Genomic DNA, 24,018 nt, shown 5'->3' with positions numbered 1-24,018 from the left:
GTCTCCTAAAGCTCGATGCCGTCGCCGGGATCGAGCGACGCCTGGCGTGCGACCTGGCGCATGGTCTGATTCATGCGTGAGAGCCGTGCGGTGTCCTCATCGGCGTCGTCGCGTGGATCGATCTCGAACTCGTTTTCGATGGGTTGTTTAGGCTCAACGGGTTTTGAGCGGCTTAGCTCCGGCTGGTGCCGGCGCTCGGAGTCGGTCGTATCCTCGTCCTCCGATCCGTCGCCGCTGGTGGCCATCGCGACCGCAGGCGTCGCGGGAAGCGGCAGCGTGCTCCAGTCGTCCGGTCGGGCCGTTGACGGTTTCACCAGAGCCGGTGACGGCAGGATGCGCTCCTGAAACCGCCGATCCTCATAATATCGTGCCTTCTTCGCGCGGATCGGCGGGGTGCCGGCGACCATGACGATTTCGTCGGATGGCGGAAGCTGCATGATCTCGCCGGGCGTCATCAGTTGCCGGGCTGTCTCCGAGCGCGAGACCATCATGTGGCCCAGCCACGGCGACAGGCGATGACCGGCATAGTTCTTCATCGCGCGCATCTCGGTCGCGGTGCCGAGCGCATCCGAGACACGCTTGGCGGTCCGTTCGTCATTGGTCGCGAAGCTGACGCGGACATGGCAGTTGTCGAGGATCGAGTTCTTCGGGCCGTAGGCCTTCTCGATCTGGTTCAGCGACTGGGCGATCAGGAAGGCTTTCAACCCGTAGCCAGCCATGAAGGCGAGCGCGCTCTCGAAGAAGTCGAGGCGGCCAAGCGCCGGAAATTCGTCGAGCATGAGCAGCAGCCGGTGGCGGCTGCCCGTCGCGTTCAGCTCCTCCGTGAGCCGCCGGCCGATCTGATTGAGGATCAGACGGATCAGCGGCTTGGTGCGATTGATGTCCGACGGCGGCACGACGAGGTAAAGCGTCGTCGGATGTTTGCCGCCGACGATGTCGGTGATGCGCCAATCGCAGCGGCGCGTGACCTCGGCGACGACGGGATCACGATAGAGGCCGAGAAACGACATCGCGGTGGACAGCACACCCGACCGCTCGTTGTCGGATTTGTTCAGCAGTTCGCGGGCCGCACTGGCGATCACCGGATGGGGTCCGGCCTCGCCGAGATGGGCCGTCCTCATCATCGCGGCCAGCGTCGAGTCGATCGGCCGCTTCGGATCGGAGAGGAAGGCGGCGACGCCCGCGAGAGTCTTGTCCGCCTCGGCATAGAGGACGTGCAGGATTGCGCCGACCAGCAGCGCATGGCTGGTTTTTTCCCAGTGGTTCCGCTTCTCCAGCGAGCCTTCCGGGTCGACCAGGATGTCAGCGATATTCTGGACGTCGCGGACCTCCCACTCGCCACGGCGGACCTCGAGCAGGGGATTGTAGGCCGCCGACTTCGCGTTGGTCGGATCGAATAGCAGGACACGGCCGTGCCGGGATCGAAAGCCCGCCGTCAGCGTCCAGTTCTCACCCTTGATGTCGTGCACGATGGCCGAGCCCGGCCAGGTCAGCAGCGACGGCACGACCAGGCCGACACCCTTGCCGGATCGCGTCGGTGCGAAGCACAGCACATGCTCGGGACCGTCATGGCGAAGATAGTCGTGATCAAATTTGCCGAGGACAACGCCATCCGCGCCCAGCAGTCCGGCGGCGCGGACTTCGCCGGCACCGGCCCATCGGGCGGAGCCAAAGGTCTCGGCGTTCTTGGCCTCACGCGCCCGCCAGACCGACATGCCGATCGCGACGGCGATGGAGATGAAGCCGCCGGATGCGGCGATATAGGCGCCCTCGATGAAGATCGGCGGGGCATAAGCGTCGTAGAAATACCACCACCAGAAAAAGGCTGGCGGATAGTAGATCGGCCAGCCAGCCAGTTCGAACCACGGGAGTCCGAGCTGCGGCTGGAAGCCGAGACGCCAGGCCGTCCATTGCGTCGCCGCCCATGTCGTCATCAGGACGATCAGGAAGACGGTGAGGATCTGGCCCCAGAGGATTTTGGTCGCCGACATGGCGGGCACTCCTTTCTTGTTTGGGCTACATGCCCAGGCCGCGATTGCGGCCGAAGCTCCAGTCGACGCCACCGGCGCCGCGCGACACGCCGGAGACGTGCTGACCGATCTGACGCTCGATCGACGGCGACCAGGGCACGAGCTGGAAGCCGAGGCCGTCGTCGATCATGGCGAGGCGGCCCGACGCGAGCGCAAAGCGCTGGCGATAGGTGCCCGCCACATATTCGCCCGCCGAGGCCTTCGAGAATTGCCGGCCGGTCTCGGCCGCGATCTTCTCGCCAAGGGCGTCGACTTCGCGCTGCCGAAGTGTGTCGATCAGCCCGGGGGAGAAGCTGACACCGCGCGTCTGCCGCTCGGCGAGGCCCTGGCCGACGAGGTGCTCGGCACGGCGGTCCATCGCCTGGCGAACCTCGGCGCCGAAGCCGCCACCGCCGAGCGCAACCGGATCGCGGGCGATCGCCTGGCGGTCTAGCCAGGTGGCCCCGGTCGCATGGACCTGCCGTTCGATGTCGAGATCGGAGCGGACGGCGAGCGCGACCCGTCTGCGTCCCTGCGCGTCGTCGAATTTGCGCAGTTCGACGATCGAGCCCGGCGCGCTATCGCCGGCCGCGTCGAGGTCGGGCAACTTGATGTGATGGGTTCGTCCGTCCGTGCCATCGACCACGGCATAGGCCGTGCCCTTCAGCTCATCGTCGAGACCACGATCGACTAGCCGGCCGACAACAGGATCGTTGATGCTCTCGCCGGCCAGCACATAGCTGGCGGCGCCGCGCTCGATACCGCGTTCCGTCAGGCCGCGATGAATGCGCTTGATGATATCGCCACGCTCGCCCAACTCGCGCAGCGTCGCCTCGGCATTCTCCGATATGACCCATTGGCCGGGGCCGATCTGATCCGCAAGGCCGAGTGTCTCCAGCTTGCGCAGCCGGCCGACCTTCATCGTATGAAATTCGTCGGGCTGGCGGTCAGGGTGCGGTGCGAGATCGACGACGCCGGTGCGATAGGCGTCACGCGAAAGCTGGCGATCGAGATTGGTCCAGCGTTCCGACTCGATTTGGCGTTCGAGATTGCGGCGGATCTCGTGATCGGTGCGCGGCCCCAGCTCTTGGGTGACGAGATCCTGCGCCCGGGCGCGCATGCCTTCCTTGATGTAGTCGCGGGAGATGACCAGGTCCTGACCGTCATTGGTGCGTCCGCGCAGGATGATATGGACGTGGGGATTATCGGTGTTCCAGTGATCGACGCCGACCCAGTCGAGCTTCGTGCCGAGGTCTTTCTCCATCTGCCCCATCAGGTCGCGGGCATATGTCTTGAGGTCGGACATCTCGGTCGCGTCCTCGGGCGAGACGATGAAGCGGAAATGATGCCGATCATCCTGGGTCCGCTCGGCGAAGGCCTTGGGATCGGCGTCCTCGGTCTCAGGACCGAACAGCCGCGCCTTCTCCCCATCACGGGTGACACCCTCGCGCCGTAGATAGCTGAGGTGGGCGGAAAGCGGCGCGGCGCGAGCGCCATGACGGACGACGCGCGTCTTGATGACGGTGTTGCGCGATCGGCTAGTGAGCAGCCGGTTGGCCTGGACAGTCGCGCGCTGACCGCGGCCGAACCGCGAGCGGTCGCCCGAGCTGATCTTACCAGAGCGCGAGACGCTGCCGCCGGCGCGCTGGGCGGCTGCCAGCGCCTGGGCGATGAAGGGCCGCGCCTGTTGTGCGCGGGTCGAACGGATGCGGCCTGGCCGGATGCGGAAATTGTCCTCGCCGCTCATGGCCGAGGTCCCGCACATCGCGCAATCGAGCGGAAATCCTTGGCGAAATGGCGAATGCGCAGGCTGCGCCGATCAGGCGCACCTCGCGCCAATGCGCCATAAGTCCCTGAAAACACACGACCGCACCAAGCCGCACCTCGCGCGCTTTTATCTCGCCATCGTTCGGTTGTGCTGCCTGCTCTTCCCGCCTCTGACGCCAAATCCACGCCAGAGCCCGACAATGCCGCAGGGAGTGCGAAGTCACTCATCGCGGCCCCGCAGTATCGGTTCGCGCCACGAATAGGCCGCCCGATCGCGGTGCAGGCAGGACCGGATCGCGCGCGGTTTCCTGCGCGGATGGTGTAGCCGGAGCATCGTCGCTCTGTCGCTGATCTGCACCCGTGTTGCCGTCGAGATGCACGATGAAGAGCGGCGCACGGGTCCAGGCGAGCGGATCGGCGGTCGCCACCGTGACGGGGGCAGTCGGATCGCCGCCGCCAATGATCGGTGCGAGCGCAGCAACATAGGCGCGCGTTTCGGCGGGCAATGGGCGGCCGGTCGCGCGATATTCCTCGTAGCGGCCGGGACCGGCATTGTAGGCCGCCAGAAAGCCCGGCGAGCCGTAGCGATCGTGCATCTCGCGCAGGTACGCAGCGCCCGCCATGATGTTGTCGCGTGGGTCGTAGGGATCGCCGCCGAGACCATGTCGAGCGCGCAAATCCCCCCACGTCGCTGGCATGATCTGCATCAGCCCTATCGCGCCCTTGGGTGAGATCGCGCGCACATCACCACGGCTTTCGACGCGCATGACGGCCCGAATCCACGCATCCGGAATGCCGAACCGGCGCGCTGCGTCAGCGATATGACCGGCATAGGGATCACGAGGTGGTGCGCGCTCCACCGACGCGTCTTGTGCGGCGGTCGGGACGGTCGACGACAGGCCGGTGAACAGGCCGGAAAGGAGAAGGAAGGCTGTGTGCCGGACGGTGGGAAACCGTCCGGCAACAGCGCGATGGCGGCGGGCCGGCATCGCTCAGTCTCGCTCGCCGCGCTTCGGCGGGCGATTCCAGTGCAGGCCCCAGGCGGATTTGTCGTCGGCCGACTGGAACAGGTTGGCGCGGATCGGATGTTCGAAGGTCGGATCGTCGAGCTGCAGCGAGACGTATTCGCCGGCCTTCTCGCCGGTACGTTTCCAGCCCGCGCCGATCTCCGCGCCGGTCTCGTTGCTCATGGTGTCGAGCAAATGTACGCGGTAGTCCGGCGCGTTCTCGGCTTCGGACGGCTCGGCCGCGACGATGATGATGTCCTGATGCAGCGACAGCGTCGTCAGGTGGCCGATGAAGCCATCATTCTCGCGCATGAATTGACCGATCACGGGCATGGGTCGTCTCCTTCAGATGCGGTGGACTGGTCATGGGCGCGCCGTCACCGCGTCGGCGCGCGCCAGACGAAGCGGCCATCGCCGTCCTCGTCGGTGTAGAGAGGGGTGGCCCGGCCGATCACAGCGGTGGCCGGAAGCGGGCCGAAATAGCGACCGTCGAGGCTGTCGCGGACCTGCCAGTTCATCAGGAACAGCTCGCCATTCGCGACCAATCGGCAGCCCTGCCAGATCGGGAGCGGACGGCCGCGACGATCGTGGTCGAGAGCGTCGCCCATCGGCACGCCGTCGACGGTGATGGCGAGCCCGGTGCGGCAAACCCGCTGTTCCGGGAGCGCGGCGACGCGCTTCAGCAGCGGCACGCCACGCGGCAGGTAGCCGCCATCGGACAGGAAGGTGGCGAGCGGTTCGGGGGCATCCACCGCGACCAGATCGGTCACGGCGACCGGCCCAGGTTCGTCGATCGTGTAGAAGCCGACCGGCGTGCTGGCGGAGGCGTTCCAGATCAGCTTCGGCGCGAACGATGCCACGGAGGCAATGCCGAGAAGCGACACGGCCGCCGTCGTGACGATGGCATAGGAGAGCCGGGTCATGCGCCGATCTCCCGACGCAGGAGAAAGGCGCGATGCAGCCGAAGGCCATAAGCGCGCGGCGTTTCGCCGACGGTCATCCGGTTATGGACGTGGCGCCAATGGTCGGGCGAAACCTCGATCGGATCGATGCCGCGCGCCTCAATGGCGTCGATGAGCTGGAGCACGCGCTCCACCTTCGGCCATCCATCGACATGCAGCAGAACCTCTGCGCCGGGCGTGACCGCCGGGACGGTCTGGCACGCTGCGTCGCGCTCGACCGTGCGCAGGATGTCGACCCGCGAGAGAACGGTGCCGTGCTCATTCGCCGCCCAGCGCACCAGCGCGAGGACGCTGCCGGGAGGGAAGAAGAGGATGCGCCGGCGGCGGTCGAGGATCTGCTCGCGCCGCTCGCGGCCGAAGCGGACCCAGTGCTCCGTCTGCTTCTCGATCCAGACGAGTTCGACCTGGGTGAACGCTTCGGGCGGCGGCTCGGCGGCAGCACGGCCGACGCGTTCTGGCGCGGTGACAAGGCCGGTCATTGTCCTTCTCCTGACGGGGGTGGGAATTCGCGCTCGAACAGCGCTCGAAGCATGTCGGCGACGGTCTGGCCGCGCTGAAAGGCGGCGATCTTGATGCGGCCGCGCATGTCGGCAGTGACGTCGATCGTCAGCCGGGCCGAGAAGTCCTCGGCGGGCTGGGTACGGGAGGCCTGGCGTTCGGGCGCCTTAATCCAGTCTTCGGGATTGGCTGGACGCGCCGCAAAGCTGCGCTTCGGGGACCGCTCGCTCATGCGCCGATCCTCGCGACTTCCGCTGCGAGCGCGGCGATCTCGCGCGCGCCGGGGCAATCCTCGTCCTGCTCGGCGGCGAGCCGGCCGGTCTGCACGACATCGGCGAAGACGATGCGCTGGCCGATGGTGGTCGAGAGCAAGGGCGGGTCGTGATCCGCCAGCGTCTCGGCGGTCTCGCGCGCCAGAACCGTGCGGGCCGCGCAGCGGTTCAGCACGAAGCGCGCGGCGAGCTGCGGGCGATAGATGCGCGCCTCGCCGAGCAGCGCCAGCATCTCGGCCGACGCCCAGCCGTCGAGCGGCGACGGCTGCACCGGGATCAGCACGAGGTCGGCGGCGAGCAGCGCCGAGCGCATGAGACCGGCGACGCGCGGCGGGCCGTCGATGACGACATGGTCGGCGTCGCGGGCCAGCTCGGGCGCTTCACGGTGGAGCGTGTCGCGGGCCAGGCCGACGACACCGAACAGCCGCTCCAGCCCCTCCCGGCTGCGCTGCTGCGACCAGTCGAGCGCCGAGCCCTGCGGATCGGCGTCGATCAAGGTGACGCGCTTGCCGCCGCGGGCCCATTCACCGGCGAGGTGCAGGGCGAGCGTCGTCTTGCCGACGCCGCCTTTCTGGTTGAGGAGCGCGACGATCATAACGGTCTCCCGGGAAACGGGGACTCGTCCACAGCGGCCGAAAACGGCGGTTCCGTTAGAAAGATTCCGAAGGAATCTAGGTTAGATAAGTTACGGGGCTCGCAAGCTGCTGATTCAGCGCGATGAATCGGCGATTCCGGTCCCCGATAGCACGAAAGTCCGGTCCCCGATGGCACGACAGTGCCGGTCCCTGATAGCACGAGATGATTCACAGCTTATCCCCAGGGCGAGTTAACGAGCGGCGACGGCGGCGCGGGATGCCGAGCGCGTCAGGATCGGTGGGTACGAAGGAGAGGATTTCGGGGCCGCCGAGGCATTGCTCGATGGTGAGCCGGTAGCCGGGCAGCGGCTGGCGACGGACGATGTCGCGCAGGTCGTAGGCGAAGTGCTTGAGTGGAGAGAGACTGCCGGATTTCGCGTGCAGGTGCGGGAAATCGAAGCTCCAGCCGAACTCCTGCTTGCCGCCGTGCTTGCGCACCAGGCGGTAGAGCCAGCGCTCCAAGCCGCCGGTGAGATCGAAGTATTTGCGGTCGATCGTCAGCACGAGCGCGTCGTCGAGCACCGCGCCGTAGAACCAGTCGGGGACGATCAGCTCGAGACCGAGCGGACGACCGCGATGGTCGGCGCGCTCCTTCCATTCGTTGATCCAGGAGAAGCGGTGCATCCGCCGCTCGGTCGGCTGGCGGATGGAGGTCGCAACCGTGGTCGACTGCAATCGGTCGAGTGCCGCCTTGAGGCGGTCGTAGTCGCGCAGCGATACGCCGCGGCCGATGAAGTTCAGGATTTCATAGGGGGTGGTCGCCATCAGGCGCGAGGGGCGCAGGCCGACATCGCGCGCCTCGACGATCTGCGAGGCCGCCCAGATCAGGACGTCCGCGTCCCAGATCGTCGCCATGCCATGTTCCGGCACCGCTTCGACACGGATCTTCACCGACCCGGCCTTGAAGTCTATCGGCGCCAGACGCTTCGACTTGGCGAGCGAAAAGAACGGGTAGGCCATGAGGTCCTGCGCATCGCGGGGTGCGAGATCGCCGGGCAGCGCCCGGAACAGATCGAGTTGGGCGCGCTCATCGTATTGGGTGTGGCGGGACGACATGGCCGGTCGTCTCAGCGCGGGAAGCGTCCGCCGGCGGCGGTCGAGGCGGTTTGACGCTTGGCCGGTGAAACAGTGCCGCCCCGCGGATCGGACGTGGAGGTGACGAGACCGCGATCCGCCCAGGCCTGAAGGTCGTCGACGGAATAGACCACGCGGCCGCCGAGCTTGCGGTAGATCGGACCGGTCCCGTAGGTCCGATGCTTCTCAAGGGTGCGTTCGGAAAGGCCGAGGAAGCGCGCCGCCTCCTGCGTTCTCAGGTAGCGTGGCGGTAAATTGGCGGCTCTTTCGGCCATGATCGCACCTCCGTGGTCTCGCGGGCGGCCGCTTCGAATAAGCGGCGGGTTGCGAGCACGGTGTCGCGAAGACGGCGCCCCGGACGATGTCGAAATAAGATGCTAAAATCGACACGCGAGCGGATATCAGCGATCCCGGCGCGGGCGGCGCAGCAATGTCCGATAGCCGCCGCGAACGAGCTTCATGCCGTCGCGGGCGAGACGGATGGTGATCTCCCGGATCGGGTCGCCGACCCAGGATGCTGCGTCAATCTTGTGCTGGGGGAAGAGCTGCTCGGCGACGGTGCGGTAGATGGCGCCGCTCGCGCGCGCGTCGATCGCGCGCAGCATCTGGCGGGCGCGCTGACGTCTTTGTGGCGTCAGGCGTGGATCGGGCGGCACGCGCTTGCCGAACATCGCGTGCCAGAGGCGTTCAACCGCGGTCAGCCGGTCGGGCGTCAGTTCATCGAACATCACGAACGCGCCGACGGGGCGGGCATCATCGACGCCGATCAGGGCGACGTCGTGGGGTTCGCCGCGCAGTACGAGCCGGATCAGACCAGGATCATGCTCGATGATGGCGTGGGCGTGCAGATCCTCAACGCGGAGGCGGAGATGTCCCGCCGGGTTCGGTCCGACGGTCAACGGCAGTGTCGCCGGATCGGTTTGCGGGATCCAGAAGATTGGCTGGATGAGCGCGGAGTTGCAAGGGTCGGCGACGAAATCGCAAGCCCCATTGCTCGGCGAACTCGCCCGCGACATCCTCGGTCAACCGCCCGACCGCTACCAGTTCCTGATAGGATTTTCTGTATTCAGGGTTACGACGCAGGAACTCCCAGGCGAGATCGCCGGGGGTCAACTTGTCGATATAGTCATAGGCGGCTTCAGACCGCCAACTTTCATCCTCGGACATTCTCCACTGCCTCCGCGTAAGGTTGTGCAACGCGAGTTTTGCAGTGGATACGATTCCGGGTTGAACGGAGCGCGGGAAGAACGAAGTGGCCGCAACGTGATGCGGTTTACGCATCACCTCAGTGCAGGCGGCCCTGGAGCAACTCGCAAAAGCCGCTGGTGGTCATCCATTTCGCGCGGTCGAGATGGCTGGTGTAGATGCGCTGAGCGCGCTCCGGTTCGGCCTTGGCATCGAGGCCGAAGAGGACTTCGACGACTTCGCGCCAGTCTGCTTTTTCAGCGTCGGCATCCAGCAGCCGGACGTACAGCTTCAGATGCGCCTCGTCATAAGCGGTCAAAGCAGCGCCGGCCGGCGGTTGATCAAGAAAATCGTCTTTGGTCACAACATCCCCCGATCGCGAGATGTATCCAAACTGGAGAAGATTGTTAACGATGATTTCATCGGAAAAATGACGCAAGGCCTTGGCACGGGAAGATGTGGCAACGCCGCGATCTGTCGAACGTCAGCTTTCTTTCTTTGCATCAACAAGCAGCACTCCCTTGCCCTGATCGGAATTCAGGAAGACGATGCCGGCGCGTTCGAAAGCCCGTCTCACCTCATCGCGCGTGCTCTCAAAGACCTCAAGTCCACTGGGGGATTCGAGGCGCTTGAGCGCGGTCAATGAGACCCGGGCCTTGTCAGCGAGCGTCTCCTGTGTCCAACCCAGCAACGCACGTGCGGCCCGAGATTGTCGGGCGGTGATCATGCATGATCACCTCCCACACGGACCTACGCGTACGCCAAAACTACGGCTATAATAGTCGTTCTTGTGACGATCTTCCAGCCAGAACTGCCTCTGTAGGCTCTCTCTGGCTGATAACCGCTGCAACTGATTCGGTCGCCGCAAAGCCGAAGGCCCCGGCCTTCCAGCCGGGGCCCTGCGCGGACCTCAGTCGCCGCGCCGTCCGTTGGGGCGGGACCAGATCAACGAGAAGCTCTCGTCCTCGTCGTCGAAGAGGTTGGCATAGATCGGGGCGTTGAAGCTCGGATCGTCCAGCTTGAGGCCCAGATAATCGCGGCCCTCGTTGGAGCGCTTGGACCATGCGGCGCCGATCTCGGCGCGGCCGACCAGGACCCGGTGGCTGGGGGCGTTCTCCCCGGTGGCGCGCTGGTCGGGAACGATACGCACGTTCTTGGCCTGGACGCTGAGGGTGACGATGTCGCCGGTGAACTCGTTCGAGCCGGTCTTCTTGAAGGTGCCGATGGTCGCCATTGTAAGTCTCCGTTTTCCGTTCCCGAGCCCGCACCATTGCGGCCTCGATGGCGATCGGCAGGCCGGAGGCGATCGACGGCGCACCCCGAAGGGGCCTGACAGCTAAGGAGGGCTTTCTTGTCTCGCGAGGAATGGCGGCGCAGCCGGCAGGGGAGGAAAGTTTGACGCGGCTGTTGCGTCATCGGCGATCGAGGCGCAGCCGGCCTTCGGCCAGATCAGGCCATTGAAGAGGCCGTTTGGAGCGGTTGAGGCATGGTCAGAGAACGGAGGAAATGGTGGCCGTCCCGCACCGGCAGACCGGCGTCGCTGCAAAGCGCACCGGCTCCGTTGCCTCCCGGCAGGGCAGTGGTGCCGCATCCCGAGCCTCCACCGCCAACTGAGAGATCGCCGCCCCCCCGTCTCTGTGTGGCGCCGAGAAATGGTCCTGCCACGATAGCCGCTCCAACCAGGGCTGCTTCTCGGGGCTAGCGACCATCCGCCCCCCACGCTCAATCCCAACGTCTTGGCGGGCCGCTATGATGCGGGCATCCGGCTCGGCGAGCGATTGGAGAAGGACATGATCGCGCTGGCGATTGGGCCTCCGCTTCGCGTCGCGGTGGTGGCCACTCCAGGCTATCTGAATGACCATCCGGCGCCGATGGAGCCCGCCGACCTCACGGCGCATCGCTGCGTGGCCTACGGCGACGCGCATGGTGATCTGTCTCCCTGGTCGTTCGAGCGCGACGGCCGTGCGGTGACGGTCACGCCAGGCCGCGGGCCGGTGTTCAACGACGGCGACCTGTTGGTGGCCGCCGCCCTTGAGGGCTTCGGCATCCTCTACATACTGGAGGATCTGGTGGCGGCGCCGATTGCCGATGGGCGTCTCACCCGCCTGCTGGAACCGTGGTGCGAGCCGTTCGCCGGCTACCACCTCTATTACGCCGATCGGAGGGGGACAGCGGCCTTCGAACTGTTCAAGGAGACGCTTCGAGAAAGCAGAGCCGTGTGAAGGCTTGGCGAAGCTTCGGCGTTGATTCAAGAAACCTGATCGCTTTCGGGAAAGACCCCAACGCAAGGTAACGACAGCTATTGCCACCTGCTCGCCGAAAGCCGCCCGTCCCGATTCCGCCCGCTTTTGGGTCACTCGCCTCGCGGCCCTTGATTTGCCGGGCGGCTTTCACAGAGGGTGTGCGTCCAGGTCATCTGTTGAACACAGGCATCAGGGGTGTGGCCCGCCGGCATCGTGTCGGCGGACCTCAGTTCGACTACCAGGGGTAGGTTTCGTTGACCGAACCGGTGAAGGTGCCCGTTGGGCCTTCGCTGCCGAGGGCGACACGAACGGCTTCGGCAGCCCCTTGCTGGACGGTCTCGGTGCCTTCGTAATTGGTGAGCGCAGTGCTGGTGAAGCCCGGGGTCACTGCATTGACCTTTATACCTTCGGCCTCAAGATCGATGGCAAAAGCCAGCGTAATGGCGTTGAGCGCGGTTTTCGAGGCGCCATAACCGGGATTGAAGGTTGCTCGGTAGGGATTGGGCGTGGAATTGATGGTGAGGGAGCCGAGACTGCTCGAGACGTTGACGATGCGTGCGGCTTCCGATTTGCGCAGCAGGGGAACGAAGGCCTGGGTGACGGCGAGGACGCCGAAGACATTGGTTTCCCATATGGTGCGCACTTCATCGACCGAAATCAGCGTCGCGCGCGAGCGCTGGATATAGTCGTGCATGGTCTCGCTTTCCGGCCCATTGGCTCGGGAAATGGCGGCATTGTTGATGAGAATGTCGAGGCGGCCGAACTGCTGCTCGACCTGCGCGACGGCGGCGCGGATTGAAGCCTCATCGGTGACATCGAGCTGGATGAGATGAACATCCCCCTCGACGGTTTGAGCTGCTGTCTTGCCGCGGTCGAGATTGCGCGAGGCGAGCAGCACCGTGAGTCCGCTGGCAGCGAGATCGGTCGCGATCTGCAGTCCGATGCCCTGGTTGGCGCCGGTCACGAGGGCGATGCGTGAGTTTTCAGTCATGGCATGATCCTGTTCCTGATTGACGGAACAGGAGGTGGCTATCGGCGACTGGACGTTCTATATTCAGAAGTCCATAGAAATTTCGAATGAGTCCAGAATGGCTGATCCCCTTGCCCAGATTGTCGGTTTGCTGCAGCCGGGCGCGCCGTTTTCCAAATGCGTCACCGGCTCGGGACCATGGCGCGTGAGGCGGACGCAGTCGCCCAATCCCTATTACGTCGCGGTGCTCAAGGGGAGTCTGCGTTACCGGGGTCACCAGAGCGGCGAGGTCATCGTCAACGCCGGCGACTTCATTCTCATCCCCTTCGCGCAGGACTTCATGATGTGGAGTGAAGCGCCCAGCAAAGACATCGACATGGTGATCGACCCGGTCATCCTGCCGGGAGGCGGATATCGTGTCGGCAGCATCAATGGTCCGATCGATATGCGGGCGCTGGTCGGTTACTGTATTTTCCAGTCCGACGATGCGAGCTTGCTGTCCGCACTGCTGCCCAAGCTGGTGGTCGCGCGTGGCGAGCATCGCTTGACCATGCTGATGCAGTTGCTGGGCGAGGAGGCTGTGGGGAACAAGCCGGGGCGGGAGGTGGTATTGCAGCATCTCCTTGAGGTGCTGCTGATCGAGGCGCTGCGGTCAACAGCCGAATTGGGCAACTCTCCGGGATTGTTGCGCGGCTTGTCGGATGAGCGCCTAGCCGTGGCGATAAGGGCCATGCACGCAAGGCCCGACCGTGGCTGGACTGTCGCCGAACTGGCGCGGGAGTCGGCTTTGTCGCGATCGGGTTTCCATGAGCGGTTCCTGAGCGCGGTAGGCGTGGCGCCGATGCAATATCTGACGGCGTGGCGGCTGGCTTTGGCCAAGGACCTGTTGCGCAAGCGAGAGGCGAGCGTGGGCGAAATCGCCCGGCAGGTGGGATACCGTTCTGCCAGCGCCTTCAGCGTGGCGTTCACGCGCGACGTAGGCGTGTCACCGGCACGCTATGCGCGCCAGACCGTCGCAGCATTGCCCGGCACCGCGGCAGAGGAATTTGTAGGCGCCATCGCTTGAACGAGGAATGGGTTGCCGTGGGCGTCGACTCTGACCGTGTTACAGCCAGAAGCAGACGGTCCGCTGTCCCAACGGTTGTGGACCTGGCGAACGAAGGCGGCGCTCACGCGCCGCCGAACTTCCACACCGGGATGCCGAGCTTCCTGGCCTTATCTGCAAGGTTGTCGTTGATGCCGGTGCCGGGGAAGTGCATCACGCCCTTCGGCACGATCTGCAGCATGTCGTCGTTGCGCTTGAACGGTGCGGCCCGGCCGTGCTTCGTCCAATCAGGCGCAAAGCCGATTTGCGGCACGTTCCGGTTCGTCGCCCAGAGCGAGGCGATCTTCTCGGCCCCCTTCGGCGACTTGCCATGGACCAGCACCATGTCGGGGTGCTTCTCACGGACCTGGTCGAGCTTGGCCCAGATCAACCGGTGATCGTTGAAGTCGAGCCCGCCGGTGACGACGATTTTCAGGCCGGGTGGCAGGAGGATTTCCTGTTCGGCGCGCTTCTTCGCCATCAGGAAGTCGCGGCTGTCGATCATCGCCGAGGTGAGATTGCGATGGTTGACCTTCGATCCGCTGCGCGGGAGCCAGGGCTTGCCGATCTGGCGCTCATAATGCTCGGTGGCCTGGTCGCGCATCAGTTCGAAGGCGTTCTGGCGCTCGATCAGCGTCATGCCTTCGGCGATCTGGCGCTCGAGTTCGACCGACTTCACCTCGCTGCCATCCTGTTCGCGTTGAGAGCGCTTCTGCGCCTGCTCGTTATCGTCCAGTTCGCGTGAGATCCGTTCGGTGGCACGATGGAAGACGTTGACGGTCGACCAGAGGAGATCGTCGAGGTCGGGTTCGAGGCGGGTGTCCTCGAGAGTCCCAATGAGGGCGTCGAAGATGTCGGCGACGGCGCCCGCAACCACGTTGCCATCGGGGAGCAGCCGCTGATCGGGTTCGTCGGCGAAGGGGCGGTAGCCGTGAAGCTGCAATTCGTTGAGGACATGGTCGGTGGGTGAGGATTCTTGGGTAGCGTCGAAGTCGTCGTGCCCGCTCATGGGAGGCTCCATCGTCTGGACCGCGACCGCCGCGGCCTTCATGGCGACGAAGCCCGCGGGCGGGGCGGCCAAGCACCCGGAGCGAAGCGGGAGGGCCGAAGCGTCAGCGGAGGATGGCGAAGGCCGGCTATTTTGCCTCGCGATGGAAAGCGGCCTTTGGGCCGTGCCGGAAAATAGTCGGCCGCAGCCATTGCCGGGCCGGCCCGGCTGTGGGCCGATCGCCCCCTCGAAGGCCGAGCGCGGTCCTCTGCGAGGGGTGCGCGTCCGGGCGGGCACGGCGACGATCCGCCACCCCCCCTTTTTCTCCCGGCTATGCTGCCAGCGCCATGTAGCGCGCCACGTCCTGCGGCCCGATCTGCATCCGGGTCAGGCTGCGAAGATGGTCGATGCCGAGCGTGCGCAGATCCTCGTTGAAGTCGCCCAGTTCCGGCGAGATGACGATCGCCTCGATGCCGGCCGCGTTCGCCCGTTCGATCAAGGTATCGCGCGCGCCGTCGCCGGCCGGATCATCGTCGCGGACGATGTAGAGCCGCCGCAGCGTGTCCGGGAACAGGATGGCAGCGAGATGCGCCGCCGAGAGGGCCGCCAGCATCGGCATATCTGGCAGGACCTGTCGGATCGATAGCACGGTCTCGATACCTTCGCCCGCCGCCATGACTTCGCCGCCATGGCCAAAGCGGACCGCATGCCCAAGGAGGTCGCCCATCGCCCGGCGCGGGGTGTCGAGTGGCGCTTTGTCCCGCGTGCGCGGATCGAGCCAGGTGCGATGCGCCCCTGTGATGTGACCAGCAAGGTCGGTGACTGCCGCAATCATCGCCGGCCAGGTCTCGGTCGGCGAATGCTCGTCGGGACGATAGTAGCAGCGCGGGTGGAAATGCAGGCTTCCGGTTCCGCGTAAATCCGTAATGCCGCGTTCCCGTAAATACGCTTGTACGAGCGTATCGAAGATCGGTTGGGACATGCGAACCAGCCTTCGAGCTGCCTCGGGCGAACCATGTGACGCCGGGCTTTGACGCTGTGATTCACGCGGCTCCGGCGCGGGTGGCGGCATGCTGAGAAAAGCGCGGGCCTCCTCGGCGACGTCCTTGAAGTCAATGAGGCCGCAGCTTTCGCGAATGATGTCGAGCAGATCGCCGTGCTCACCGGTGGCGGCGTCGGTCCATTTACCCGCCGGTCCCTTCGGCGAGTCCTTGAGCCGGACATACAGGGAGCGGCCCGGCGTATTGCGTGCGTCGCCGACCAGCCAGTAGCGGCCCTCGCCCCGTCCACTGGAGAGATAATGCCGGCACACCGCTTCGGCCTGTCGGCCGAGGCGGTGCGCCAGATCGGATGCGTCCTGACGGGCCATCATGCTGCCTCCCGCTCTGCGATGCGCGCGACGGGATAGGTGTCGAGCACGCGCGCGAGCACCACCCATCCGGAGGTGTCGACCGGCACGAAGAAGCGCAGCTTCCAGGAGATGATCTCGCTGAACAGGCCATAGGTCCGCAACCGCTCGCGCATGGCGTCGGTGAAGCCGGAAAGCTCGATCCGGTTGGCGCCCATGACGCGCACGCGGCGAAGCTGGAGACCGTCGGCAAGGTCGAGGATGGTCCGACCGTCGATCAGCGCCGCATGGGCATCCTCGGCCGACAGGCTGGCCGTTCCGGTGGTGGTGGCATTCGCCGCCCAGGCGGGAGAGACGCGGCGGCCGATGATCCGTTCGCCCTCGTCGGTCTGGAGCCGATAGACCCTCGTAGATTCGTCCGGCAGGCGCTTCCAGATCGGCAGCAGCAGACCGGCGACGATATGGATGATGCTGTCGGCGAACTCCGGCACCTCGGCCAGTTCGGCGTTCCACGCGGCAGCGAACGCATCGCGGTCGGCGTCCTCCCAATGGCTCTCGTCCGTCACGCGCAACGGCGCATAATGCTGCTCCATCGGCCGGATCAGGCAGACACGGCGCTCGATCTCGCCGTCATCGAGCATCATCGACGGCGCAGGCACCTGCACGGCGGCGCGGTGCGAACGGGCGTTGACCAGCAGACGAGCACGTGGGGCTGCGAGTTGATCGAGCGCGGCGGCAAGGTCGAGCGGTCGATTCCGTTCGCGCCGGGTGATAGTCAGCAGCCGGGTTCCCGCTCCTGTACCCGGATGAGTATGGATGATCTGGCTGTCGGCGACGACGAAGCTTTCGGCCTGGAGCGTCTCCAGTCCGAGGTCATAGACACCGGCACGAATGGCGCCTTCGACCTTGGTGGCGAGGAGCTGTTCGAAGGCGGTGAACAGGATGCCCTGCAGGTCGATGGTCAGCGCCAGCAGGCGGTTGAGGAAGGTGGTGATCGGCGGCAACTCATCCTTGATGCCGTTGTCGTCCATCAGCTTGAGGCCTGTGGCGGTTTCGAAGCGAGCGAGCGAGCAGCCTTCCACCTTGCCGCGGACCAGCAGTAGATAGAGCTGGCGCAGCGCGTCACGCGCATAGGGGCTTTCGAGGTTATCCTCGGGCCGAAACAGGCCCTGGCCACCGGTCTGACGCTGCCCGCGCGTGATAGCGCCGAGTGTGTCGAGCCGGCGGGCGATGGTCGAGAGGAAGCGCTTCTCGGCCTTCACGTCGGTGGCAATCGGCCGAAACAGCGGCGGCTGCGCCTGATTGGTGCGATTGGTGCGGCCGAGCCCCTGGATGGCGGCGTCGGCCTTCCAGCCCGGTTCCAGGAGGTAGTGGATCCGTAGGCGCTGGTTTCGGGCGGCGAGATCGGCGTGATAACTGCGGCCTGTGCCGCCGGCGTCCGAGAAGACGAGGATGCGCTTGTCGTCGTCCATGAAAGCGGTGGTCTCGGCGAGATTGGCGGCACCAGCGCGCGTTTCGACGGCGAATCGCTCGCCCCTGCGCACGATGCGGCGGGAGCGGCCGGTAATCTCGGCGACCATGTCCGTGCCGAAGCGCTGGACGATCTGGTCAAGGGCGCCGGGGACCGGTGGCAGCGAGGCAAGATGCTCGATCAGTTCGTCGCGGCGGGCGACGGCGTCGCGGCTTTCGACGGGCTGACCATCACGATAGACCGGGCGCGACGACAGATTTCCGTCGCTGTCGGAGAACGGCTCGTAGAGCTGCACCGGGAAGGAATGGGCGAGATAATCGAGAACATAATATGCCGCGTCGGCGTTATGCTGAGTTCGGGGTTTCAATCTGTTGTTCTTCTGATTCATTTTCGGTTTTCCGCTTTGGATAATCATGATGCCTCTGCTCTCAATCGCAGAAGGACATCTCCAATGAACTCCCCCTCCAACTCTCCGCTCGGTGGCTATGCCGAGGCCGATAACCGGACTCTCGTCCGCAGGTATTTCACAGATAATCCCGGGCTGTCGGCCGGTGCGCTGAGCGCCGCCCGACATTTCCTGAAGTGGGCACGCGCCCGGAAGATCCTGATCAGAGACCTCGATGTATCGGCAGTGAATCGGTTCCTGCGCCATCGCTGTCGTTGCGGCCGCTACAGACCTGCGCAGTTGCGCCACCCGGCCTACGCGACCGATACCCGCAGGTTCCTGAGTTATCTCGAAGCCACCGGAATGGTATTCATTGCCGATGACGTCGCACGGCTCGGGCAATATCTGCAGGCCTATGCCGGGAAGCTCTGCGCCGCCCGTTACAGCGAAGTGACGTATTCGATGCGACTGAGCCAGGCGCGCCATTTCGCGGAATGGGCGCTGCAGATGCGTGTTCCGGCCCACGGGCTTGATGATGTCATTATCGACCAGTTCGCACATCATGATTGCCGATGCGGGATCAAAACCAAGCGCGGCAAACGGGTCAAGGGTTCAGGAACCAGGGATCGTCGTCGTGGTGCTCGTACTTTTGTGCGGTTCCTTAGGGATGAGGGTCTGGTTCCGGTCGAAGAGCCTGACTGCGTCACCGCCTGCGATCCGCGCCTAACCGCATTTGCGGAATGGCTGCACCGTGAACGTGGGGTAACGTCCGAGACCATGCGGCGCTATGTGAACGAAGCGAACCGCTGGCTGGATCACCTTGGGGCAACCCCGAAGGACTACAACGTGGCGGCAATCCGGTCGATCGTTCTGGATCAGGGCGAAGAGCGCTCCCGATCATCCGTGCGCATGACGGTCACCGTGCTGCGTTCCTTCCTGCGCTTCACCATCATTCAAGGTGAATGCGCCCCGGCGCTTCTCCATGCGGTACCACCCGCTGTTCGGCGCAGGCTTTCGACCGTCCCGCGCACCATACCCACTGCGAAGATAGAAGAGATCATAGCCTCCTGTCGCACCGATACGCCGGTCGCGATACGGGACCGCGCCATTCTCCTCCTCCTCGCCCGGTTGGCCCTGCGCGCGGGAGACATCTGGCAACTGCGCCTGTCCGATATCGACTGGCGCGCGAGCCGGTTGCGATTGCACGGCAAGGTTAGACGCGGAGTGATGATGCCTCTGCCGCAGGATGCAGGCGATGCGGTGCTGGCCTATATCGAGGATGCGCGTCCGGTGGTCGCCACGGACAGAGTTTTTCTGCGAACCCAGGCTCCTTTCACCCCACTGCGATCCGCCGCCGAGATCGCCGGGATCGTTTCCCGTGTCCTGAACCGCGGCGGCTTTGCCGGCTTGCCGACCGGCTCACATGTATTTCGGCATTCACTGGCGTCCGCCTGGTTACGCGGCGGTGCGGATCTTGACCAGATCGGTGTCGCGCTGCGCCACACCTCCCGCTATACGACAGCGATCTATGCCAAGGTCGATGTCGAGATGCTGGCAGAGGTAGCGCAGCCATGGCCGGGATGCGCGTCATGATGCATCACCATGTCGACCGCTTCGTCCAACTCAATCGCGCTCTTGGAATGAAGTTTGCCGCGCAAGAGACATCCTTGCGCGCCTTCGCGGATTTTGCCGCGGCCCGTTCCATCACGCATGTGACGACCGCGCTGATCCTGGAATGGGCCGGTGGCTCCGCGACGCCTTATGCAGCGCAGGCCCGGTTTGATCGCGCCCGTGCCCTGACCGTGTTCCTGCACGCGGAAGATGCACGGCATGCGATACCGGCGATGGGCCTGCTGGGCCGTTCACGCCGACGGCGGCCCGCCCCGCATATTCTGACGCGAGACCAGATCAATCGTATCATGCAGGAAGCGCTTCTGGTACCCGGCCTGACGCCGATCAGCCCGCTGACCTACCACAACCTGTTCGGGTTGCTTGCTTCGACAGGCTTGCGGATTTCGGAAGCTTTGTCCCTGCAGCGCGACGACCTGACGGAGGATGGCCTCATGATCCGCAAGGGCAAGTTCGGCAAGAGCCGCCTTGTACCGATACATCCTTCAACCCGCGCCGCGCTGGAACGGTATCTCGAAGCCCGCAGTGCCGTGCGCCATCCGGGCGATGATCTCTTCGTTCTGGGCCACGGCCGCGCCCCGACGGCGACAAGGGTTTACGTGGTCTTCGTTCGGATCGTGCGCAAGCTCGGTTATCGCAACCCAACAGGCCCTGGCCCCCGTGTGCACGATCTGCGCCATACATTCGCAGTGCGATCTCTCGAAGCTTGCGGCAACGATCCGCAGGCGGTGTTGCGGCACATGAAGGCGCTGAGCACCTATCTCGGCCATGTCGATATCGCCAATACCTACTGGTACCTCGAGGCCACGCCGGTCCTGCTGAAGATGATCGCGTCGACCGCCGAAGATATCTGGATCGGAGGTGCGGCATGACCCCGCTTGCTCCCGATCTTTCGGCCTTCCTGCAAACCCATCTTCCTGGCGATTGCGGCGCGAGCCGACATACCATCGCGGCCTATGCCCACGCGTTCACCCTTCTGCTGCGGTTTGCGGCGGGGCGGCTCAGGCGAACCCCTTCGGAACTCGCCATAGAAGACCTTGATGTGCAGATGATCAGGGCGTTCCTTGAACATATCGAGGAAGGGCGCGCCAATTCCGTCCGGTCCCGCAACGCGCGGCTGGCGGCGATCAAATCGTTCTTCCGTTTCGTCGAACATCGTCACCCGGCATGCCTTGAGCAGGCGATGATGATCCGGGCCATGCCGATCAAGCGGACAGATGCCAAGCTGATCGACTATCTGACCAAGGAAGAAGTCCGTGCCCTGCTTGCCGCGCCGAACCGTCACACGCCGGGCGGATTGCGGGACAGGGCGATGCTGCATCTTGCCTATGCCGCAGGATTGAGGGCATCCGAACTGCTCGCGGTGCGAATGGACGATTTTCCCGAAGTTTCGTTGTCCAGCGTTCGGATCCTGGGCAAGGGGCGGCGGGAGCGCGTCCTGCCGCTCTGGAAGGAGACCCAGGCCGCCATTCGCGCGTGGCTGGCTGTCCGGCCAGGCAATGTGGGGCCCGAACTGTTCCTGAACCGTGATGGTCGCCAGATGACACGGGACGGGTTCGCCTACAGGCTCAGGCAGCATGTGGCGACCGCCGAAGGCTTGGCACCCTCGATCGCCGCAAAGCACGTGACCCCGCATGTGCTGCGGCACAGCTGCGCCATGCATACGCTTCAGGCTACCGGCGATATCCGCAAGGTCGCGCTCTGGCTTGGACATACCAGCATCCAGACGACGGAGATGTATCTGCGCGCGGACCCGACCGAGAAGCTCGCACTTCTGGATGCGCATCATGCCCCGCTGATCAAACCCGGCAAATTCCGGGAACCCTCGGACAAGCTGATGCAGATATTGGCCGTCGCGACACAGAGATCCTGACTGATCGGGCAGAATTGGTGTCCCGCTATCGGCGGGGCGCTATTCCATCACATAGCCGAGCGCCCGATAGCCGGTCCGTCGTTTGGCGGCCATTCTGGCGAGGACCGGGACTGAACTGTCGACATAATCGACCACCAGCACGTCCTTCTTTTCGTCATGCCGCCGATGCAACCTGCCGACATATTGCGCCAGCGTGCCTTTCCAGGCGATCGGCATTGTCAGGAACAGGGTGTCGAGCCGGGCGTCATCGAAGCCCTCGCCGATATAACGCCCTGTCGCGAGGATCAGCCGTTCCTCATCATCATCGACATTCAGCGCCGCATGCGCGGCATTCCGGTCCTTTGCGGACATGCCGCCACGGAGTACGACGATGTTTTTCACAAATCGGGAGAGTCGTTGATGAAGATGCTCGAGGTGATCCTTCCGCTCGGTCAGTACGATCGGTGAGCGTTTGACCTCAAGCGATTTCAACACGTCATTGAAGATCAGATCGTTTCGGGCCTCATCCTCCGCCAGAGCGGCATAGATTGCGGGGATGGACGGGCGTTCGGCTATGGCGAGGGCCTCCGGCAATCTGAATCTCGTATGACGTTCCCGCGCCCGATGGTGAAGGCCGTTTTCTGCTGCCTGTGATTTGGCGCTTACCTGATGGCGTACCGGACCGCATTGCATGAAGATGATCGGGTGATGCCCGTCTTTCCGGGCGACCGTTGCCGACAATCCCGTAACATAGCGCGCCTTCGATCTGCGGGCGACAAGCTCAAAGCTTGCAGCGGACAGGTGATGGCACTCATCGACGACAAGATGACCGTAATCGGCAACGATATCGTCAACTTCGCCCTTGCGAACCAGGCTCTGGATCAGCGCCACGTCGATCACACCGGTGGGTTTGCGCTTTCCCGCGCCAATGGTGCCGATCTGCTTCGGGTCAATCTGCAGAAAGGACTTGAGGCGCTCGATCCATTGGCTAAGGAGTTCGCGACGATGAACAAGAACCAGCGTATTGCTGGCACGACGCGCGATCAGCGCCGAGGCCACAACCGTCTTGCCGAATGCGGTCGTGGCGGCAAGCACGCCGGTATCGTGTTCGGCCAATGCTTCGAACGCTCGCGATTGCTGTTGGCGAAGTTCGCCACGGAAGCAGACCGTCTCAGGCAAGCGGGTTCCGTCTTCACGCAAATCGTCCAGTTCGGCTCTCACACCGTGATCGGACAGGAACCCGACCACTTCGTCGAAGCTGCCGCGCGGCAGGGCGACGTGTCGGGGATGCAGTTCGGCACAGGACACAATGCGCGGCTTTCCGAATGTCGGCAGCCGCATCGCCTGCGCGCGATAGAATTCGGGGTTCTGGAACGCGGCCAGTCGCACCAGTTGGGCAACCATGGCCGAAGGCAACTCCGAGCGGTCGATATAGATCTGGTCGGCAATCGTTACCTTGATGGTCGGTGGAACGGGCACGTCGAGGCGTCGCGCCGTGCTGCGGCGTGACGGAGTCATCTTCCAGGGTTCGTCCGCCTGTTCGTCATCCACAGGCATGCGCACGCCCAGTATCCGCCCGGAAAGCTCGGCGGCTTCGACGAGCTTGGTCACCGCTGCCGCAGACAATCTCGGCAAGGAGGACAAATAGGCCCACTGATCGTCATACGGCCGCATGCCCGCGTCCACAAAGACGCTGTTGCCAGCCTTGCGCGCGGTGTTCTGGAGCGGCAGTGCGATCAGGTTGCCGAAGCCGCCGAGCGGCATGATATCCTGATTTGGAAACAGCCGGTCATAGGAAGCAAAACCGATTTCCGGCCGCCGCTCCATCGTTTCGGTGATCAGAACTGATCCAAACTGGCGTGCCACACGGGCAGAGACCGGTTCGGAGAAGAAGATCCAGATATGACCGCCATTTCCAGATCTCGATCGTTCCAGCGCTGCGGGAACGCCCTTTGCCCGACAGGTTTCGAGCAGCGCATTCGCGTCATCCGCCCAGGATGCCTTGTCAAAATCCGCCGCCAGAAACCAGCATGTATCACCGGATAGTAGCGGATAGACGCCGGCTACAAAATCGCCACTTCGGCCATCGCCACCGCGCAGGTGTTTTTCCATGACACTTTCGTCCGGCGGGATGAACTTCTGATGGAGGCATTCACCGCATTTGACCTTCGGTTTGCCGCATATTCCTTTCACCCATTCGTTGGCACAAGCAGGCGAATACCCCGAGCGACCGGTCTTCCTGTTGTCCCATCGCAACGGGAACACGTCAGGCCGACCGGCGAACAGGCTTCGGAACAGATCAACCTTTTCGTGCGACGGCGAAGCATTCGTGACGGAGGCGTTCTCGAAGGAGGGCTGTTTCACGGTTGGCGCGGGCTCTGCAGCAAGACGAGCCTCAAGTGCCGCCATCTCGCGCTGAAGCTCATGCCGTTCAGCATCCAGATCGGCCAGCCGCGCTCGAACCCGCGTCAGGTTTTCCTCAATATCGTTCTTGTCGGTCACGCGTGATTTCCACCCAGTCTCTTCTGTCCCGCCCAGCATAATGCGCGGAAGAGGCCGGCGTAAGAAGGTCGGCATTAAGAGTTGGAGGGGGAGTTCGTTGGGGATGTCCTTCTGCGATTGAGAGCAGAGGCATCATG

At 64.3% G+C, this 24,018-nt stretch carries 24 protein-coding genes and 1 pseudogene; 5 read left to right on the top strand and 20 right to left on the bottom strand.

The window, feature by feature from the left end:
* Positions 1-5: 5 nt before the first annotated feature.
* From FHS76_RS04450 to FHS76_RS04385, 15 genes are all read right to left on the bottom strand, one after another.
* The gene (locus FHS76_RS04450; RefSeq protein WP_183648671.1) at positions 6-1,991 is read right to left on the bottom strand and encodes a conjugal transfer protein TraG; all 1,986 of its coding nucleotides are present in this window, start codon (positions 1,989-1,991) and stop codon (positions 6-8) included.
* A gap of 25 nt (positions 1,992-2,016) precedes the next feature.
* Positions 2,017-3,756, bottom strand: a complete 1,740-nt coding sequence (locus FHS76_RS04445; RefSeq protein WP_183648669.1) for a relaxase/mobilization nuclease domain-containing protein — start codon at positions 3,754-3,756, stop codon at positions 2,017-2,019.
* Positions 3,757-4,000: 244 nt separating this feature from the next.
* A complete protein-coding gene (locus FHS76_RS04440; RefSeq protein WP_183648666.1) occupies positions 4,001-4,765 on the bottom strand; it encodes a lytic transglycosylase domain-containing protein in 765 nt (254 codons plus the stop codon).
* 3 nt (positions 4,766-4,768) lie between these two features.
* On the bottom strand, positions 4,769-5,116 hold the full coding sequence (locus FHS76_RS04435) for a DUF736 domain-containing protein (RefSeq protein WP_183648664.1): 348 nt from the start codon (positions 5,114-5,116) through the stop codon (positions 4,769-4,771).
* A 44-nt stretch (positions 5,117-5,160) separates the two neighbouring features.
* Complete coding sequence (locus FHS76_RS04430; protein ID WP_183648662.1) at positions 5,161-5,706, bottom strand: S26 family signal peptidase; 546 nt, start codon at positions 5,704-5,706, stop codon at positions 5,161-5,163.
* The gene (locus FHS76_RS04425; protein ID WP_183648660.1) at positions 5,703-6,224 is read right to left on the bottom strand and encodes a DUF2840 domain-containing protein; all 522 of its coding nucleotides are present in this window, start codon (positions 6,222-6,224) and stop codon (positions 5,703-5,705) included. Before FHS76_RS04425 ends, FHS76_RS04430 begins: the two co-directional genes overlap by 4 nt.
* Entirely contained in the window at positions 6,221-6,475 is a 255-nt protein-coding gene (locus FHS76_RS04420; RefSeq protein WP_183648658.1) for a ribbon-helix-helix protein, read from the bottom strand. Before FHS76_RS04420 ends, FHS76_RS04425 begins: the two co-directional genes overlap by 4 nt.
* Entirely contained in the window at positions 6,472-7,110 is a 639-nt protein-coding gene (parA, locus tag FHS76_RS04415; protein ID WP_183648656.1) for a ParA family partition ATPase, read from the bottom strand. The genes FHS76_RS04420 and parA overlap by 4 nt, the downstream gene beginning before the upstream one ends.
* 208 nt (positions 7,111-7,318) lie before the next feature.
* Complete coding sequence (locus FHS76_RS04410) at positions 7,319-8,206, bottom strand: replication initiator protein A (protein ID WP_183648653.1); 888 nt, start codon at positions 8,204-8,206, stop codon at positions 7,319-7,321.
* A gap of 11 nt (positions 8,207-8,217) precedes the next feature.
* A complete protein-coding gene (locus FHS76_RS04405) occupies positions 8,218-8,499 on the bottom strand; it encodes a helix-turn-helix transcriptional regulator (protein WP_183648649.1) in 282 nt (93 codons plus the stop codon).
* Between the two features lie 126 nt (positions 8,500-8,625).
* Positions 8,626-9,123: a DUF2285 domain-containing protein gene (locus FHS76_RS04400; protein WP_235992570.1), complete on the bottom strand. Its 498-nt coding sequence runs from the start codon at positions 9,121-9,123 to the stop codon at positions 8,626-8,628.
* Entirely contained in the window at positions 9,077-9,391 is a 315-nt protein-coding gene (locus FHS76_RS22505) for a transcriptional regulator domain-containing protein (protein ID WP_235992569.1), read from the bottom strand. The genes FHS76_RS04400 and FHS76_RS22505 overlap by 47 nt, the downstream gene beginning before the upstream one ends.
* A 118-nt stretch (positions 9,392-9,509) precedes the next feature.
* On the bottom strand, positions 9,510-9,773 hold the full coding sequence (locus FHS76_RS04395) for a DUF2285 domain-containing protein (RefSeq protein WP_183648643.1): 264 nt from the start codon (positions 9,771-9,773) through the stop codon (positions 9,510-9,512).
* A gap of 120 nt (positions 9,774-9,893) precedes the next feature.
* Positions 9,894-10,136, bottom strand: coding sequence for a helix-turn-helix domain-containing protein (locus FHS76_RS04390; RefSeq protein WP_183648640.1), 243 nt, complete (start codon positions 10,134-10,136; stop codon positions 9,894-9,896).
* A 183-nt stretch (positions 10,137-10,319) separates the two neighbouring features.
* Entirely contained in the window at positions 10,320-10,643 is a 324-nt protein-coding gene (locus FHS76_RS04385) for a DUF736 domain-containing protein (RefSeq protein WP_183648637.1), read from the bottom strand.
* Between the two features lie 451 nt (positions 10,644-11,094).
* On the opposite strand from FHS76_RS04385, the gene FHS76_RS04380 reads away from it, so the two are divergent.
* Positions 11,095-11,631, top strand: coding sequence for a LysR substrate-binding domain-containing protein (locus FHS76_RS04380; protein ID WP_268902621.1), 537 nt, complete (start codon positions 11,095-11,097; stop codon positions 11,629-11,631).
* Between the two features lie 256 nt (positions 11,632-11,887).
* Here FHS76_RS04380 and FHS76_RS04375 read toward each other — a convergent pair whose 3' ends face one another.
* Positions 11,888-12,643, bottom strand: a complete 756-nt coding sequence (locus FHS76_RS04375; RefSeq protein ID WP_183648634.1) for an SDR family NAD(P)-dependent oxidoreductase — start codon at positions 12,641-12,643, stop codon at positions 11,888-11,890.
* 34 nt (positions 12,644-12,677) lie between these two features.
* On the opposite strand from FHS76_RS04375, the gene FHS76_RS04370 reads away from it, so the two are divergent.
* A complete protein-coding gene (locus FHS76_RS04370) occupies positions 12,678-13,688 on the top strand; it encodes an AraC family transcriptional regulator (RefSeq protein WP_328700434.1) in 1,011 nt (336 codons plus the stop codon).
* Positions 13,689-13,791: 103 nt separating this feature from the next.
* On the opposite strand, the gene FHS76_RS04365 is transcribed toward FHS76_RS04370, so the two are convergent.
* From FHS76_RS04365 to FHS76_RS04355, 3 genes and pseudogenes are all read right to left on the bottom strand, one after another.
* Positions 13,792-14,715, bottom strand: a complete 924-nt coding sequence (locus tag FHS76_RS04365) for a DUF2493 domain-containing protein (protein ID WP_183648631.1) — start codon at positions 14,713-14,715, stop codon at positions 13,792-13,794.
* A gap of 310 nt (positions 14,716-15,025) precedes the next feature.
* The gene (locus tag FHS76_RS04360; RefSeq protein ID WP_183649296.1) at positions 15,026-16,063 is read right to left on the bottom strand and encodes a DUF7146 domain-containing protein; all 1,038 of its coding nucleotides are present in this window, start codon (positions 16,061-16,063) and stop codon (positions 15,026-15,028) included.
* Positions 16,063-17,841 (bottom strand): annotated as a pseudogene (locus FHS76_RS04355) (strawberry notch C-terminal domain-containing protein); the annotation flags it as partial. The pseudogene FHS76_RS04355 and the gene FHS76_RS04360, both read right to left, overlap by 1 nt.
* 123 nt (positions 17,842-17,964) lie before the next feature.
* On the opposite strand from FHS76_RS04355, the gene FHS76_RS04350 reads away from it, so the two are divergent.
* Genes FHS76_RS04350 through FHS76_RS04340 form a run of 3 tightly spaced genes read left to right on the top strand, consistent with a single transcriptional unit; the run spans position 17,965 to position 21,400 of the window.
* Positions 17,965-19,491 (top strand): tyrosine-type recombinase/integrase, encoded by a 1,527-nt coding sequence (locus FHS76_RS04350; RefSeq protein WP_183648628.1) that lies wholly within the window; start codon positions 17,965-17,967, stop codon positions 19,489-19,491.
* Positions 19,470-20,399 (top strand): tyrosine-type recombinase/integrase, encoded by a 930-nt coding sequence (locus FHS76_RS04345; RefSeq protein ID WP_235992567.1) that lies wholly within the window; start codon positions 19,470-19,472, stop codon positions 20,397-20,399. The genes FHS76_RS04350 and FHS76_RS04345 overlap by 22 nt, the downstream gene beginning before the upstream one ends.
* Positions 20,396-21,400, top strand: coding sequence for a tyrosine-type recombinase/integrase (locus FHS76_RS04340; RefSeq protein WP_180900494.1), 1,005 nt, complete (start codon positions 20,396-20,398; stop codon positions 21,398-21,400). The genes FHS76_RS04345 and FHS76_RS04340 overlap by 4 nt, the downstream gene beginning before the upstream one ends.
* A 39-nt stretch (positions 21,401-21,439) precedes the next feature.
* Here the strand turns inward: FHS76_RS04340 and FHS76_RS04335 are convergent, their stop codons facing one another.
* Entirely contained in the window at positions 21,440-23,881 is a 2,442-nt protein-coding gene (locus FHS76_RS04335; RefSeq protein ID WP_097143003.1) for a TOTE conflict system archaeo-eukaryotic primase domain-containing protein, read from the bottom strand.
* Between the last annotated feature and the right edge of the window lie 137 nt (positions 23,882-24,018).

Origin of the sequence: Brucella daejeonensis (assembly GCF_014199265.1) — a bacterium.
Taxonomy (GTDB): domain Bacteria; phylum Pseudomonadota; class Alphaproteobacteria; order Rhizobiales; family Rhizobiaceae; genus Brucella; species Brucella daejeonensis.
Note: the sequence above shows the minus strand (reverse complement) of the source record. Positions and strands in the feature narration are given on the sequence as shown.

Bases quoted from the DNA above. Each gene is read 5' to 3' on its own strand.
- FHS76_RS04450 (WP_183648671.1), bottom strand. From the start codon at position 1,991: ATGTCGGCGACCAAAATCCTCTGGGGCCAGATCCTCACCGTCTTCCTG.
- FHS76_RS04445 (WP_183648669.1), bottom strand. From the start codon at position 3,756: ATGAGCGGCGAGGACAATTTCCGCATCCGGCCAGGCCGCATCCGTTCG.
- FHS76_RS04440 (WP_183648666.1), bottom strand. From the start codon at position 4,765: ATGCCGGCCCGCCGCCATCGCGCTGTTGCCGGACGGTTTCCCACCGTC.
- FHS76_RS04435 (WP_183648664.1), bottom strand. From the start codon at position 5,116: ATGCCCGTGATCGGTCAATTCATGCGCGAGAATGATGGCTTCATCGGC.
- FHS76_RS04430 (WP_183648662.1), bottom strand. From the start codon at position 5,706: ATGACCCGGCTCTCCTATGCCATCGTCACGACGGCGGCCGTGTCGCTT.
- FHS76_RS04425 (WP_183648660.1), bottom strand. From the start codon at position 6,224: ATGACCGGCCTTGTCACCGCGCCAGAACGCGTCGGCCGTGCTGCCGCC.
- FHS76_RS04420 (WP_183648658.1), bottom strand. From the start codon at position 6,475: ATGAGCGAGCGGTCCCCGAAGCGCAGCTTTGCGGCGCGTCCAGCCAAT.
- parA (WP_183648656.1), bottom strand. From the start codon at position 7,110: ATGATCGTCGCGCTCCTCAACCAGAAAGGCGGCGTCGGCAAGACGACG.
- FHS76_RS04410 (WP_183648653.1), bottom strand. From the start codon at position 8,206: ATGTCGTCCCGCCACACCCAATACGATGAGCGCGCCCAACTCGATCTG.
- FHS76_RS04405 (WP_183648649.1), bottom strand. From the start codon at position 8,499: ATGGCCGAAAGAGCCGCCAATTTACCGCCACGCTACCTGAGAACGCAG.
- FHS76_RS22505 (WP_235992569.1), bottom strand. From the start codon at position 9,391: ATGTCCGAGGATGAAAGTTGGCGGTCTGAAGCCGCCTATGACTATATC.
- FHS76_RS04390 (WP_183648640.1), bottom strand. From the start codon at position 10,136: ATGATCACCGCCCGACAATCTCGGGCCGCACGTGCGTTGCTGGGTTGG.
- FHS76_RS04385 (WP_183648637.1), bottom strand. From the start codon at position 10,643: ATGGCGACCATCGGCACCTTCAAGAAGACCGGCTCGAACGAGTTCACC.
- FHS76_RS04375 (WP_183648634.1), bottom strand. From the start codon at position 12,643: ATGACTGAAAACTCACGCATCGCCCTCGTGACCGGCGCCAACCAGGGC.
- FHS76_RS04365 (WP_183648631.1), bottom strand. From the start codon at position 14,715: ATGAGCGGGCACGACGACTTCGACGCTACCCAAGAATCCTCACCCACC.
- FHS76_RS04360 (WP_183649296.1), bottom strand. From the start codon at position 16,063: ATGGCCCGTCAGGACGCATCCGATCTGGCGCACCGCCTCGGCCGACAG.
- FHS76_RS04350 (WP_183648628.1), top strand. From the start codon at position 17,965: ATGAACTCCCCCTCCAACTCTCCGCTCGGTGGCTATGCCGAGGCCGAT.
- FHS76_RS04345 (WP_235992567.1), top strand. From the start codon at position 19,470: ATGGCCGGGATGCGCGTCATGATGCATCACCATGTCGACCGCTTCGTC.
- FHS76_RS04340 (WP_180900494.1), top strand. From the start codon at position 20,396: ATGACCCCGCTTGCTCCCGATCTTTCGGCCTTCCTGCAAACCCATCTT.